Origin of the sequence: Metabacillus schmidteae, from assembly GCF_903166545.1 — a bacterium.
Lineage (GTDB): Bacteria > Bacillota > Bacilli > Bacillales > Bacillaceae > Metabacillus > Metabacillus schmidteae.
On the sequence record NZ_CAESCH010000001.1, the window covers coordinates 1,776,958 to 1,791,899 of the forward strand.

Annotated in this window: 14 protein-coding genes; all 14 read left to right on the plus strand. The window is 35.9% G+C overall.

Annotation, left to right across the window (positions count from 1 at the left end):
• Positions 1–40: 40 nt before the first annotated feature.
• On the plus strand, positions 41–871 hold the full coding sequence (gene kduI / locus HWV59_RS08450; protein WP_102230184.1) for a 5-dehydro-4-deoxy-D-glucuronate isomerase: 831 nt from the start codon (positions 41–43) through the stop codon (positions 869–871).
• A gap of 114 nt (positions 872–985) precedes the next feature.
• Positions 986–1,183, plus strand: coding sequence for a hypothetical protein (locus HWV59_RS27020; protein ID WP_235991695.1), 198 nt, complete (start codon positions 986–988; stop codon positions 1,181–1,183).
• Entirely contained in the window at positions 1,173–1,484 is a 312-nt protein-coding gene (locus tag HWV59_RS27025) for a glycoside hydrolase family protein (RefSeq protein WP_235991696.1), read from the plus strand. The genes HWV59_RS27020 and HWV59_RS27025 overlap by 11 nt, the downstream gene beginning before the upstream one ends.
• A gap of 196 nt (positions 1,485–1,680) precedes the next feature.
• A complete protein-coding gene (locus HWV59_RS08460) occupies positions 1,681–2,055 on the plus strand; it encodes a sensory rhodopsin transducer (protein ID WP_175638604.1) in 375 nt (124 codons plus the stop codon).
• A 131-nt stretch (positions 2,056–2,186) separates the two neighbouring features.
• Positions 2,187–3,953 (plus strand): cache domain-containing sensor histidine kinase, encoded by a 1,767-nt coding sequence (locus HWV59_RS08465; protein ID WP_102230187.1) that lies wholly within the window; start codon positions 2,187–2,189, stop codon positions 3,951–3,953.
• On the plus strand, positions 3,946–5,484 hold the full coding sequence (locus tag HWV59_RS08470) for a response regulator transcription factor (protein ID WP_102230188.1): 1,539 nt from the start codon (positions 3,946–3,948) through the stop codon (positions 5,482–5,484). The genes HWV59_RS08465 and HWV59_RS08470 overlap by 8 nt, the downstream gene beginning before the upstream one ends.
• A gap of 212 nt (positions 5,485–5,696) precedes the next feature.
• A complete protein-coding gene (locus HWV59_RS08475; RefSeq protein ID WP_175638605.1) occupies positions 5,697–7,001 on the plus strand; it encodes an ABC transporter substrate-binding protein in 1,305 nt (434 codons plus the stop codon).
• 87 nt (positions 7,002–7,088) lie between these two features.
• On the plus strand, positions 7,089–7,988 hold the full coding sequence (locus tag HWV59_RS08480; protein ID WP_102230190.1) for a carbohydrate ABC transporter permease: 900 nt from the start codon (positions 7,089–7,091) through the stop codon (positions 7,986–7,988).
• Positions 7,989–7,990: 2 nt separating this feature from the next.
• Positions 7,991–8,878 carry a carbohydrate ABC transporter permease gene (locus HWV59_RS08485; protein WP_175638606.1) on the plus strand — a complete coding sequence of 296 codons (888 nt, stop codon included), beginning with the start codon at positions 7,991–7,993 and terminating at the stop codon, positions 8,876–8,878.
• 67 nt (positions 8,879–8,945) lie between these two features.
• Positions 8,946–9,578, plus strand: coding sequence for a YesL family protein (locus HWV59_RS08490; protein ID WP_175638607.1), 633 nt, complete (start codon positions 8,946–8,948; stop codon positions 9,576–9,578).
• Positions 9,579–9,742: 164 nt separating this feature from the next.
• Entirely contained in the window at positions 9,743–11,032 is a 1,290-nt protein-coding gene (locus tag HWV59_RS08495; RefSeq protein WP_407941568.1) for an ABC transporter substrate-binding protein, read from the plus strand.
• Between the two features lie 17 nt (positions 11,033–11,049).
• Positions 11,050–12,084, plus strand: coding sequence for a glycoside hydrolase family 88/105 protein (locus HWV59_RS08500; RefSeq protein WP_175638608.1), 1,035 nt, complete (start codon positions 11,050–11,052; stop codon positions 12,082–12,084).
• 28 nt (positions 12,085–12,112) lie between these two features.
• Positions 12,113–12,790 (plus strand): rhamnogalacturonan acetylesterase, encoded by a 678-nt coding sequence (locus HWV59_RS08505; RefSeq protein ID WP_175638609.1) that lies wholly within the window; start codon positions 12,113–12,115, stop codon positions 12,788–12,790.
• 86 nt (positions 12,791–12,876) lie between these two features.
• Positions 12,877–14,913: a beta-galactosidase gene (locus HWV59_RS08510; protein WP_175638610.1), complete on the plus strand. Its 2,037-nt coding sequence runs from the start codon at positions 12,877–12,879 to the stop codon at positions 14,911–14,913.
• Positions 14,914–14,942 lie beyond the last annotated feature (29 nt).

The window sequence follows — 14,942 nt, forward strand, 5'->3', positions numbered from 1 at the left end:
TACTTTTAAAGTTAATATAAATTGAAAGGGGAAAGAAAATATGGAAATTAGACATGCGACAAACCCAACAGATTTTAAAGGATATACAACAGAAAGATTAAGAAGCGATTTTTTAATGGATTCACTTTTTGTTCAAGGTGAAATCAATATGACATATTCTCATTATGATCGTGTTGTAACTGGGGGAGCCATCCCAACAACTGGGGCTCTTAAACTAGAAGATCAGGAAACTCTGAAAACAGAATATTTTTTAGAGAGACGTGAAGTAGGCATCATTAATATCGGTGCTGAAGGAACGGTTTTAGTTGATGGGCAAGCTTATACATTAAATAAAAGAGACTGTTTATATGTTGGTTTAGGTAACAAAGAGGTTTTATTTGAAAGTAAAAGTTCTTCAGATCCAGCGAAATTTTATATTGTTTCTACACCGGCACATAAACAATATCCAACGAAAAAAGCACCGATTGAAGATGCGGAGCCAAATCATTTAGGATCTGATAGTGAATCAAATAAGCGTACTATTTATAAATACATTCATGCAGATGGCATTCAAAGCTGTCAGTTAATGATGGGAATGACTTTATTAGAGCCAAACAATATGTGGAACACAATGCCTGCACATCTACATGATCGTCGCATGGAAGTTTATCTCTATTTCGATATGGATGAGAATTCAAGAGTATTCCACTTTATGGGTGAACCAAAAGAAACGAGACATTTAGTTGTTAAGAATGAACAAGCTGTGTTATCTCCACCATGGTCAATTCACTCAGGTGTAGGAACTAGCAACTACACATTTATTTGGGCAATGGCTGGTGAGAATTATACGTTTACAGATATGGATGCTGTAAAAATGGAAGACTTGAAATAACTTAGAACAAGGAATAGTGCGTTATCCTTAGGATAGTGCACTATTTTTGTACGGCTATTACTAAATAATTGTTTTGAAATTAGATGCTAAAGTTGATTAAAGGAGTGAAGTTGCTTGAGTCTTCTAACATCACCAAAAGCACCTTTGTTTCGTGATCCAATCTTTGATGGTGCAGCAGATCCAACGATTATTTGGAATGAAGAGGAAAAAGAGTGGTGGATGATCTATACAAATCGAAGGGCAACTGTACATTGTGAGGGAGTAGCTTGGGTTCACGGAACTGATTTAGGAATTGCATTGGATGATCGTTGATAAATGGGCTGGTCAAGCGGTTTATAAGTCAAATGATTGTGAGGTTTGGGAGTACAATACAACGATTCTTGATCAGCCTGGTGAAAAACCTGATGATAAAACATTTGGTTATCATGCAGATGTTCATGTTCAAGGAAAAGAAGCCTTTATTTTTTATTTCACACATCCAGGTAGAAATGAAGAAATTTCATTAGATGAATATGACGCAAAACGTTCGTCTATCCAGGTTGCTAGGTTAACTGTAAAAAATGGCATCCTTACCTGTGATCGAAATGAACCTTTTGATCTTGTACTTTATTAATCTTGCAAAATACACTGTTTTCTAAACTTTTTCGTCTGAAAATTATATATGTCTATTTAAAAATAGTGTATATAATAAGGGGAAAATGGCTGTTTCATTCTCTTTAAGAGGATGAATGTAAGGGTATTCAATGTTAAATAAAAATAATATAATAAATATAATGGGCTAATCAGTTCATTTTTAAGGAGGCATTTATATGTATACTGGTAAAGGAGAAACACATTGGATAATACCTGATGGATATATTCCACCGCTAAGTACTGGAGAATTAGTTAGTCACGAATCCATCTGTATTCTAAATTGTAATCAAAAAGATGCTCAAGTCTTTATTACAATTTATTTTGAAGATCGTGAGCCTATGGAAAGGATTCCAGTTGTGATCCAAGGGAAAAGGAGTAACCACCTTCGAACTTCATCCATAGAATTAAACGGTGAGAAAATACCAGTTGGTGTGCCTTATTCTATAGAAGTAGAAAGTGATCTTCCGATTATTGTTCAATATAGTCGCCTGGACTCTACACAACCTGGACTTGCCTTAATGTCAACAATGGGGTACCCTCTTAAAGCATAAAAATGAACAGGGAAACAACCCTGTTCATTCAAGTCTTTTTACCTTAAATTGAAAGCGGTTACCGTTACTTCTTTGAAATTTCACAGTAATAGAAAACAGACAAAAATAATTAACATTGGAGTCCTAAGATAATGAAAAACTTAAAGCAATGTATTGGTAAAAGATACAATAACTTAAAGATAAAGTATAAGTTAATTATCATTATTTCAACCATCATGGTTGTTTGTTTATCATTCATTATCTTAGGTTTTCAATACGCTTTTAATAGCTATGATGAACAAATTTATCGTAAATCCTCACAAGTTTTAATCATGTCTTCAAACCGGATTGAAGATGAACTAAAAAATATTGAAGAAGTTTCTTATCGAGTATTGGCTGATAATAAAATTCAAAAAGCATTAATTGAAGCAAAGAAAGAGCTGACCAGTTACGATCAATACCAAATTGAAAAGGAAATTAGAGATACTTTGACAAGCTATATAGGGTCTGAGGAATATATTCAATCCATTCATTTATTTGATACAAATGGGAAAGAGTATCAAGCTGGAAAAATTACGGCATCTATTCTCTATGAAAATGCTGATTATCTTGAACAGAAAGCAAAAGAAGGAGATGGAAGAAACATCTGGGTCTCTCTGAAAGAATCCCAAAATACTATTTTTTCAGCAAGGCAGTTAAGGTCATATCAAAATCTCAGTCTAGATAACTTAGGAACATTAATCATTGAGGTATCATTAAATGACATTGTTAAAGAACTTCCAAGGGAGTGGGGAGGACAAGAAGGGCGTATTGCGATTTCAGATGGAGATGATATCTTTTTTGCTGAAGAAACATCTATTCAGCTAAATAAATTAAATTTATCTGTAACGGATGGGCAAGGTTATCAAATTCAAAAACTAAATGGAAGAAACTATTTCGTCACATATTCAAATTCTACGTATGCTAACTGGACGTATTGGAATGTATTACCATTTGAAACGATGTTTGCTAAGGTTACAACGATTAAGTTTATGGTCATTTTTTTATTTTTTATTATTTTATTATCTTCAATCTACTTTTTCATTCGTTTTTCAAAAAGAATTACAGATCCAATTGAAAACTTAGTTTCAGCAATGAAAGTCGTGCAAACCGGTGACTTCAAAGCTGTAGATACGTTAAAACCATCCGAAGAAAAAAATGAAATAGGCATTCTTCACAGAAATTTCATTGTCATGATCAAACGGATAAATGACTTAATCAATGAAAACTATGAAAAACAGCTTCTTATAAAGGATACAGAATTTAAAGCATTGCAATCTCAAATTAATCCACATTTTCTTTATAACACACTTGAATCTATTAATTGGTTAGCGAAGATTAATAAACAGAATCAAATATCAAAAATGGTTGAATCATTGGGCTTTTTGTTAAGGAATGCGATTAGTTTAAAAAATGATGTGATTACCGTTCAAGAAGAAATTGAGATGGTTCAGCATTATATTACAATACAAAAATTCAGATTCGAGGAACGCTTGGATTTTTCTTTAGACATACACGAAGATGTTAAAGGATGTCTTATACCTAAGCTGATTATCCAACCACTTGTAGAAAATGCGATTAACTACGCACTTGAAATGATGATGGAGCCATGCAAAATAAAAGTCTCAGCCTATAAAGAAGGGGAAAATCTGTATCTCTCTGTTGAAGATAACGGACTGGGAATGGACAAAGCAAAACTTGAACAAGTGCGAAAGGGAGAATTTAAGACAAGTGGGAATGGGATTGGGCTTAGTAACATTGATTCTAGAATAAAGTTTGTCTTCGGGTCAAAGTATGGATTGCAAATTGATAGCGAGTTAAATATGGGAACGAAGGTGTTCATTGTCATTCCATATCAAACGAGGTGGAGTTATGTATAAAGTATTACTTGTCGATGACGAGAGAATTATTTTAGAAGGTATTTCAAGTATTATCAATTGGGGAGAGATTGGAACAGAATTAATTGGAACTGCACGTAATGGGTGTGAAGCCTATGATTTTATTATGAGAGAGAAACCGGATATTGTTATTTGTGACATTAAAATGCCGATTATGAATGGTTTGGAATTAGTTACAAGAGTATCGAAAGAATTTCCAGTAATAAAATTTATTATTTTGTCTGGTTTCAACGAATTTGACTATGCTAAGCAAGCGATGGAGCATGGAGTTAAGCATTATCTATTAAAGCCTTGTAATGAAAAGAGCATTGTTGAAGCACTAACAAGTATTATGAATGATTTATCAAATGATGCAAAGAAAGAGCAGTCTCTCTTTGATATGAAGAGTCGGTTGGATCAGATCCAGCCGTATGTGAAAAAGCAGTTGCTTAAGGAATTTATTACAAGTAAGTTAGATAGCAATCAAAGTCTTCAATTTTATGAGAAGCTTTTACGAGTCAATTTTCATGACGAATTTATTAGGCTTATCATTTTCCGTATTGAAGGAGAATATCATTATGAGCATATGTTTGTCATCGAAAACCTTGGGGAAGATCTTTTTTCTGGATCCGTGTTATCAACGAATATAGGAGAATATGCATTATTCCTTGTTGCTGAACAGGATTTTTCAATTCTTCAAGGTAAAATTGAACATTTACGAAATCAGTTCTATAAAATCTATGAAATGCACATGACGGTTGCAATTAGCGAAATGGATTGCATTACAAATGTTAGAAAACTATATTTAGAGGCACTAGAATGTTTAAATCACCGTTTTTATTTAGGGGAAGGAAGCATTATTACGAAAAACGATATTCAGCAGGATACGAAATTAACAGATTATGAGTATGATGGACAAAGCTTATGTCTGTTTATTAAATCCGGAAATATCGAAAAAGTTGAAAATGAAATCTTACTCTTTTTTCATGAACTTGCTAACAAAAGGCTTTCCAACGGATTAGCACGCTCATATGTAATGCAGTTATTTTTAGTGATGATTCAACAAACTGATTCTAAACGGATTCAATCCTATACAGGGAAAATGTCATCATTGTTGGAAATGGATACAATTCAACAAATGAAAGAATTCTTTTTAGCCACTGCAAATGAAATTACTCAACATTATTATGAAAAACATAAATCCAACCACTCAGAGGTTATTCAGAAGATGATGGACCTCGTGGAGAAAAATCTTGCTAATACGGAGCTGTCACTTAAATGGGTCGCAAATAAGGTATATATGAACGCGGACTATTTAGGCAAACTTTTTAAACAGGAAACAGGTGAAAAGTTTTCTAGTTATGTCACACATCAGCGAATCCATAAAGCAATGGAACAAATAGAATTAATGGAAGATATCAAGGTCTTTGCGATAGCTGAAAGCATCGGATTTGGAGATAATCCACAATATTTTAGCCAAGTATTTAAGAAATTTACAGGCTATTCTCCTTCTGAATACAAGAAGGTCAATTAATTAGTCAAACTCACAATCTATTGATCTGGATTGTGAGTTTTTTCATAGGTTGAAATACCCGTAATTAAAAAGAGATAAAACTGTATAAAAAATAGGTATCACAATTCACTGTTTTTTAAACAGAGTTATCTGTTTTTTGCATTTCAAAAGACCTATAAACCTTATAAAATAGGGTTTGTAAGCGGTAACAGAAAAGATAAGGGGGAAGGGAAATGAAGAAATGGTTGTTTGGGTTGTTAGCAGTTGTCATGGTCTTTGCTTTGGCAGCTTGCAGCGGTGGAAGTAATAGTTCTTCTGGAGAATCTTCTGATTCAGGTGGTGGAAGTGAAAAGGAAGAAATCAAACTCCGTATTGCATGGTGGGGATCTGAGCCTCGACATGACTACACATTGAAAATTATTGACATGTATGAAAAAGAAAATCCTGGTGTAAAGATTCAAGCAGAATATGCAAGCTGGGATGACTACTGGAAGAAATTAGCGCCTCAAGCTTCTGCGCAACAGCTTCCTGATATTATTCAAATGGATCTTTCGTATTTTTCGCAATATGCAGAAAATGGACAGTTAGCTGATTTATATCCATATATTGGTAATCAAATTGATACAACAAATTTTACTGAAAATTATATTAACGGTGGAAAAATTGGTGACAAGTTATACGGCTTTAACTTAGGAGTAAACGTTGTAGGTTTTCATTATGATGAAGCACTACTGAAGAAAATTGGTGTTGATTCTTTAGCTGAAGATTGGACTTGGGATGACTATAAAGAAATTGCTGCAAAAGCAAAAGACGCCGGTCTCTTTATGGACACAGGTATGAAAGCGGATGTTTTCTTTAACTACTACTTAAGAACACAAGGTAAGTCTTTATATAGTAAAGATGGTACTGCTTTAGGATATGAAGATGACCAAATGTTTATTGATTTCTTTAGTATGACATCTGGCTTAGTAAAAGATGGTGCTGTTCCAACTCCTGATTACCTTGCTCAATTAAAGGGCTTAGAGGATGATCCGGTTGTAAAAGAGGAAGCATTAGGAATATGGCAATGGTCGAACCAATTCGTTGGTATCCAACAAGTAGCTAATCGACCACTGAAAATTCAAAATATGCCAGGGCCTAACACAAGTGATGGTCTATATTTAAAGCCTAGTATGTTCTGGTCTGTTGCTGAGAATTCCAAACAAAAAGAAGAAGCAGCGAAGTTTATCGACTTTTTCGTAAATAATGTTGAAGCCAACAAATTAAATTTAGGTGATCGTGGTATCCCTGGTTCTTCTGTCGTGAAGGAGGAACTTAAGCCGGTGTTGTCACCAGAACAAGTTCAAGTATTTGACAGTGTTGAATGGGCTGAACAAAATAGCTCAGCATTTGATGGTCCGGATCCAATCGGAGCAGGTCAAATTATTGAACTTCTAGATAGCATATCAGAACAAATGAGTTATGGTCAGTTGAAGGTGGAAGATGCTGCAAAACAATTTAGACAGCAAGCTGAAAGCATATTATCTCAAAATAAATAGTGATTAAAACACTAGTAGCTGGTCATCAAACGATCAGCTACTAGACTTTAAAACATCATCACTATTTGGGAGAAAGGAAATGATCGTATGAGTGCACGCGCCCTAAAACAAAATATGAAAGGCTACGCATTTATTAGTCCCTTTATCATTGGTTTTTTAGCGTTTACGTTAATCCCAATTATTACCTCATTATACTTATCATTCACACAATATAACCTTTTCGCTACTCCAACATGGATTGGTCTTGAAAACTATAAAAAAATGTTCACCGAAGATCCGCGATACTGGCAATCCCTTAAAGTAACTCTTATCTATGTGTTTGCTGGAGTTCCTTTAAGACTTGGGTTCGCTTTATTAATTGCCATGGTGCTTAATACAGCATCAAGAGCTGTAGGTATATACAGAACATTGTTTTATTTACCTTCTTTAATTGGAGGAAGTGTTGCCGTTGCCATTATGTGGCGTAATATTTTTGGTGATGAAGGAATTATCAACTTATTGCTAGCGTTTTTTAGTATTCCAGACGTTCGTTGGTTCGGTGATCCAACAGCAGCACTATGGATGCTTATCTTCTTATCTGTATGGCAATTTGGTTCATCTATGTTAATTTTCTTGGCTGGATTAAAAGGTATTCCAGCGACTTATTATGAAGCGGCAAGTGTTGATGGAGCGAATTTTTGGCAGAAGTTTACGAAAATCACTCTTCCAATGTTAAGCCCTGTAATCTTATTTAATACAATCATGCAAACCATTGCAGCGTTTATGACGTTTGTTCCTGCCTTCATCATTTCGAAGGGAACGGGTGGTCCTTTAGATGGTACACTACTTTACTCACTATATCTATTCATACAAGGATTTGAATTCTTTAATATGGGATATGCTTCAGCAATGGCATGGATCATGCTCATTATTGTGGGAATCCTAACAGCCATTATCTTTGCTACATCGAAGTTTTGGGTTCACTATGAATCGGAAGGAGGGAAATAAGAATGCAAACGAATACAGAAATCAATACAACTACTAAGCGCTTTGAAATACCGAAAGCAAGAAAGCCGAAGTGGTGGATTTATCACATCCTTGTTGGAGGGTTTGCTATTCTTATGCTCTACCCTGTTATATGGCTGTTGATGAGTTCCTTTAAGCCAAGTGATTCAATCTTCGTGACGGCACAATCGCTCATTCCAGATCCGTTTATTCTATCAAATTATGCTCAAGGGTGGGAAGGAATTGGCGGGAACACATTCGCTGTTTTTATTAAGAACACGGTATTTCTTGTTATCGTAACGATGATAGGTCAAGTCATTTCTTCAGCTGTAATTGCTTTCGGATTTGCGAGGATGAGTTTCTTCGGAAAAGGCTTTTGGTTTGCCATTATGATGGTTACACTTATGCTGCCAAATGAGGTTGTTATGATACCTCAGTACATTATCTTTTCAAAATTAGGTTGGCTTGACTCCATTAAACCGATTGCCATTCCGGCATATTTTGGTCACCCGTTCTTCATCTTCCTTTTGGTTCAGTTTATTCGAACAATACCAAGAGAATTAGATGAAGCAGCAACAATAGATGGATGTGGAACATTTAAGATTTTCTATAAGATTATTTTACCATTAATTAGACCGGCGTTAGCTACTGTATCGATCTTTTCATTTTACTGGACATGGGATAACTTACTAGGACCAGTACTCTACTTAAATAGTCCAGATAAGTACACAGTATCTATGGCATTAAATATGTTCTTAAGTAATGAAACAGTTTCAAACTGGGGTGCCATGTTTGCGATGTCGATCGTGTCTTTAATCCCTGTATTTGTTATCTTCTTCTTATTCCAACGACATGTAGTTGAAGGAATTAGTACAAGTGGATTAAAGGGTTAAGCTGTCTAAGCCTAACCCTTTAATTGATAGTTTAAAGAAATTATTAAAAAAGGAATGGTGCAGAGCGATGGAAACACATGGAATGATGAGTAGCGTAAACAACATACTGGAATGGATTTCACGATTAGCACTTTTAAATATATTGTGGATCGGTTTTTCCTTGCTGGGTTTCGTTGTCCTTGGTTTTTATCCCGCAACAGTTGCCATGTTTGCCGTTGTGAGAAGATGGGCAATGGGTGATTTAGAGGCACCGGTGTTTTCACTTTTTTGGGGCTCTTATAAAAAAGAGTTTTTGAAAAGCAATATGTTTGGAGCGGTTCTATCGGTGGTAGGTATTATCCTATTTATCGATTTTCAATTTCTTAAACAAGCTTCTCCAATGGTTCAAAACTTGATGAACGTTCCTTTTTTAATCATTTCCCTTATTTTTGTTTGTTCTTTACTTTATATGTTTCCAATGTATGTTCACTATAACATGAAGGTTTTTGATGTCCTAAAAAATTCATTTTTTGTGATGATTATGAATCCATTCAAAACATTTATCATGCTTATTAGTAGTGTTGGGTTAGTTATTTTGCTTTCGTTTGCTCCACCACTCATGATTGTTTGCAGCGGAAATGTATTAGCATTGGTTATGTCTAAGCCGGCAATGAATGCTTTTAATAGTATTAACCATAAAAATGAGACAGTCCATCAATGAAGAATAAGATTTAGCTAGATAGATTGAACGTAAATGCTTACAATTGAAATGATGAAGAAACCACTGTTTTTTCATCATTTCAATCTGTATTTTTCATTAAAAACTCTACGGAATCCTACTAAACTATAACTATACATGTAAGCATTTACAAAGGATGAATAACTGTGAAAAACACCTATCTCTTAATTCTTATTCTATTTTTATTGTTTTTATTAACCTCATGTCAGTCTAATCAAAATCAAATCGGAAGTGTTGACGATGAAGAACCAATCACAATTAAAGTAGCATGGTGGGGAGGCCACCCCAGACATGAGGAGACGAACGAAATTATTGAGCTCTTTGAAAAAGAAAACCCCACAATTAACGTTGAACCTGTATTCGCAAATTGGGATGATTATTGGAAAAATCTCGCACCTATGGCAGCTGGAAATCAACTTCCTGATGTTATCCAAATGGATATGGCTTTTTTATCACAATACAGTGAAAAAGGTTTGCTTGAGGATTTAACACCATTTATCAAGAACGATACAATTGATACTTCTTCTATCAAGGAAAGTATTGTGAACAGCGGGAAAATGGGCGAGGGGCTTTATGGCTTTACTGTTGGAATTAATGTACTATCCGTTATTTCAAACGAGCAGTTGTTGGATAAAGCTGGTGTTAAAATTAATGATAATACCTGGGCTTGGGAAGATATGGAGCAAATAGCTTTAGACATAAAGGAAGAAGCAAATGTTTATGGATCAAATGGAATGCACCCACCTGATATTTTCTTTCCTTATTATTTAAGGACAAAAGGTGAACAATTTTACAATAAAAAAGGAACAGGGCTAGCATATAAAAATGATCAGTTATTTGTTGATTATTTTAACATGCAGTTAAGGCTGGTCGAAGCAGGGGCATTTCCTACTCCGAATGAGGTAGCTGCTGTTAGGGTGATGGAAGATGACTTAATTGTTAATGGAAAGTCGGCAGTTTCGTGGAATTATTCCAATCAATATGCAAGCTTTGATCAATTAACTGAGTCACCTCTGAAATTAAATTTACCACCTGAGCATTACAAAAATAACGCACTTTTCTTAAAGCCAAGCATGCTATTATCCATACCAAAAAGCTCTAATTATAAAGAAGAGGCTGCTAGATTCATTGATTTTTTTGTAAACAATGTGGAAGCAAATAAAATGATGAAGGGTGAAAGAGGTGTCCCTGTTTCATCTAAAGTTTCTGAAGAAATAAAGCCGATGCTCTCAGGAGAAGAATTGAAAATCGTTCATTATGTTGAGAAAGCAATAGGGATAACAAATGAAATGCAACCGCCAGATCCAACGGGAAGTTCCCAGGTAATTGAAGTCTTAAAAAATATATCAGATGAAATTATGTATAAGAAAATTACACCAGAAGAGGGAGCAAAAAAGTTTAGAGAGCAAGCAAATGAAATTCTACAAAAGGGATGAATTGGAGGATGGAGAGAATGCCAAAATTGCAGTTTGATGAGAGTGAAATGATCGAATTGATAGATAAAGTAGTAAAACGAACATTTGAGATGGATTTTAACTGGGACTGGCCAGGCGGAGTTGCCTTTTATGGGGTAGCGGCTGCTTATGAAGCTACAGAAAAGCAGGAATATATCGATCTATTAAAAGCATGGGTTGATGAAAGGCTTGAGGATGGTTTACCAAAGCTTTCAATTAATGGAGTATCTATTGGCCACACACTGATTACTCTATATAACGTAACAGAAGATGAAAAATATTTAAATGTTATTAAAGAAATGGCAAATTATCTTCAAAATGATGCAGCGCGATTTGCAGATGGTATTTTTCAGCATACGGTTAACTCTGTAAAAGATGTCTTCCCTGAACAGGCTTGGGTAGATACGATGATGATGGCTGGATTATTCCTAGTGAGAGTCGGGAAACTTTTAGATCGCGAAGACTATTTCAGGGACGGATTAAAGCAATACCACGGTCATGAAGAATTTTTACAGGATCCTGTTACAAATCTCTATTACCACGGCTGGGATAATATCGCAAAAAATCATATGTCTTCCATCTATTGGGCGCGCGGAAATGGTTGGGCTGCTTTAACGATGGCGAAGGCTCTTGAATTAATTGAGGTTCAAGATCCGTCTTATATGGTTATTGATTGCTCTCTCCGTGATCAGCTCAGTGCCCTGGTAAGACTTCAAGGTGAAAGTGGTCTTTGGCATACGATCGTTGATGATCCAACCTCGTATGAAGAGATTTCCGGATCAGCTGCAATAGCAGCTGCACTTCTTAAAAGAGGTTCTTTATACAATAAAATCATTCAAAAATCCATTAATGGCATCGTAAATGAGATTGAAGAGGACGGTAAAGTATCTAAGGTATCTGCAGGAACAGCTGTTATGAACGATGCTGATGGCTACAAGGAAGTCCCTTATAAGCGAATTCAAGGATGGGGGCAGGGTTTAACTCTCGTTTTCTTAGCTGAATTAATAAAGAGTAATAGACAAGTGTATAATTAATGTTCTTTGTCTGAGCGGAGGAGATTATATGAAGGATTTATATACGATCTATTTAGCAGGAGATTCAACCGTTGCGAATTGCCCGAGTCATGAGGCACCTATGGCAGGATGGGGTCAAACCTTTCACGAATTTTTTTCTGAGAATGTTCTGATTATTAATAAGGCAATGGGAGGAAGAAGCTCAAACAGCTTTATAGAAGAAGGAAGGCTTGAAGCTATTTTGAACGAAATTCAACCAAATGATTTTCTTTTTATTCAGTTTGGACATAATGATCAAAAATCATATGGAACAGAGCCTTACTCAACTTTTCAAACAAGCTTAACAGAATATATTGTAGGAGCCCGTGCTAAAGGAGCAGTTCCTATCTTAATCACTCCTGTTCACCGGAGAAGATTTAATGAAGAGGGAAAGCTTGAAAACTCACTAGGAGAATATCCAAATGCAATGAGGCAGCTAGCAGAAAAACTTGATGTTCCTCTCATTGATTTATGGGCTAAGACGAAGGAATTATATGAGGAATTAGGTATAGAGGGATCTAAGAAACTCTTTACCATCTTTAAACCAAACGAACAGCCGAATTATCCAAATGGAATTGAAGACAATACTCACTTTAGCGAACATGGAGCAAAAGAGGTAGGGAAATTGGTGATTGAGGAGATGAGAGAGCTTCAATTACCTATCGCTGGATATGTTAATAGAGTGTAAGAGCTCTATTTTGTTAGAACCACGGTTTTTCGTGGTTTTTTATAGGATGAAGATATAAGATCTTAATTTTGTAAAGGAGTCAACAAATGGCAAAAAAACTATATCATGGAGCAGCGTATTATCCTGAATTGTGGAATGAGGAAACAATTGAAGAAGATCTTAATTTGATGATAGAAGCAGGTATTAATGTTGTGCGAATCGGGGAATTCGCCTGGTCCTCGATGGAAAAGGAAGAGGGAAACATTGATCTAAGCTTTTTTGTTAATATCATTGAAAGACTATACAATCATGGAATTGAGACGGTTATGTGTACGCCAACACCTACTCCACCAATTTGGTTAACACACAATCATCCGGAAAGATTACATGTTGATGCAAAAGGAAACGTAATGAGCCATGGATCGAGGCAGCATATTTGTACGAACAATGCTTATTTTAGAAAAAGAGCAGCTATCATTACCGGGGAAATAGCAAAAGCTGTAGGCCATTTACCTGGTGTGATTGGTTGGCAACTAGATAACGAGTTTAAATGCCATGTAAGTGAATGTATGTGTGAAACATGTAAAACATTGTGGCATAAATGGTTAGAAGGGCGGTATGGAACAATTGATACATTAAATAAATCTTGGGGAACTCATATTTGGAGTCAATATTATCATTCCTTTGATCAGGTTCCACAGCCAATCTCAACTCCATTTCTTCATAACTCAAGTTTAAGTACAATGTATCAACTTTTTTCATATGAAAAAATTGCTGAATTTTCAGATGAGCAGGCAGCGATTGTCCGTCAATATTCGAAAGCACCAATTACACATAATAGCACAACCTTCTTTCATGTTGATAATGAAAGGTTATACAAGCATCTCGATTTTGCATCATTTGATACGTATGCTGAGCGAAGTAATTTTGCCTCTTATTTATTTAATTGTGATTTATGGAGAAATTTTAAATCAGGTCAAGATTATTGGATTATGGAAACAAGCCCATCACATAGTGCATCACTTGAAAGTTATGCGGCTCCTCATCCAAATGGTTATTTAAAAGCAGAGGCTGTCGCTTCATATGCGTTAGGCGGGGAAGCGTTTTGTTATTGGTTGTGGAGACAGCAACGTACAGGCTGTGAACAGCCGCACGGGTCTGTTATTAGTGCTTGGGGAAAGCCGACTGTTGGTTTTGAAAATGTAAAAGAAGTAGAAGCTGCAAGGAAAGAGCTTGAATCAATCATTACATCAACTAGACCCTTACAAGCGGAGGTAGCGATCACGTATTCAGATAGAGCAAGAGCTTTTATGAAAACAGAGCCACATAAAGATTTAGATTATCGTTCTCTTATCATACCTTTTTACGAGAGAGTGCTCTCTGCAGGTTATCACCGTGATTTGCTTCCTGAGGGTGCGAATTTAAAAGGATACAAATTATTATTCACACCTTTTGTCCACTATGTGTCTAATGATTATCTGCAACAAGCTACAAAATTTGTTGAAGAAGGCGGAATATGGATTGTTGGTCCACTTACTGGAGGAAGAACAGAACACCATACGATCCATACAGATGCAGCGTTAGGAAAGCTTGAGCAATTAGCTGGAGTTGAAACACTTTATACGTATCCAATGGATGGAACTGAAACGTATGGTGAATTTAATGGAGTTAAAGCTCCGTTAAGTTTATGGAGTTCTGTTTTTCAACCTACGGCTGGAAGAGCAGTGGGTACAATATGGGGCGGTAACTCTGATGGAGAAGCTTTTATGACTGAGCACAGATACGGTAAAGGGAAAATTGTCATGCTTGGTTCACTTCCATCAGGAGAATCGGGAGACCTTTTACTAAAGAATCTTATTGATCATTATGCAAAAGAAGCAAATGTACAGCTTAAAACAGATGTCTCAAGAGGCACGATTGTAGCTCCGCGAATTGGAAACGGCGAAACTATTTGGGTGATTGTAAATATGGACGGAGCTGGCGGAACTGTGTCTATACCAGATAGTGGAATTGATAGTGTGACAGGCCAACAGCTTGAGGAGGGTCAATACGAAATTGGACCTTTTGAGCACAAGGTCATCACATTTCGAATGAAAGACGAGCAAACGACTGGGGCAGCTCAGGGAGAAGTGACAATAAGTTAAATCCAGATAATGAACCCCTGATAGAAGCT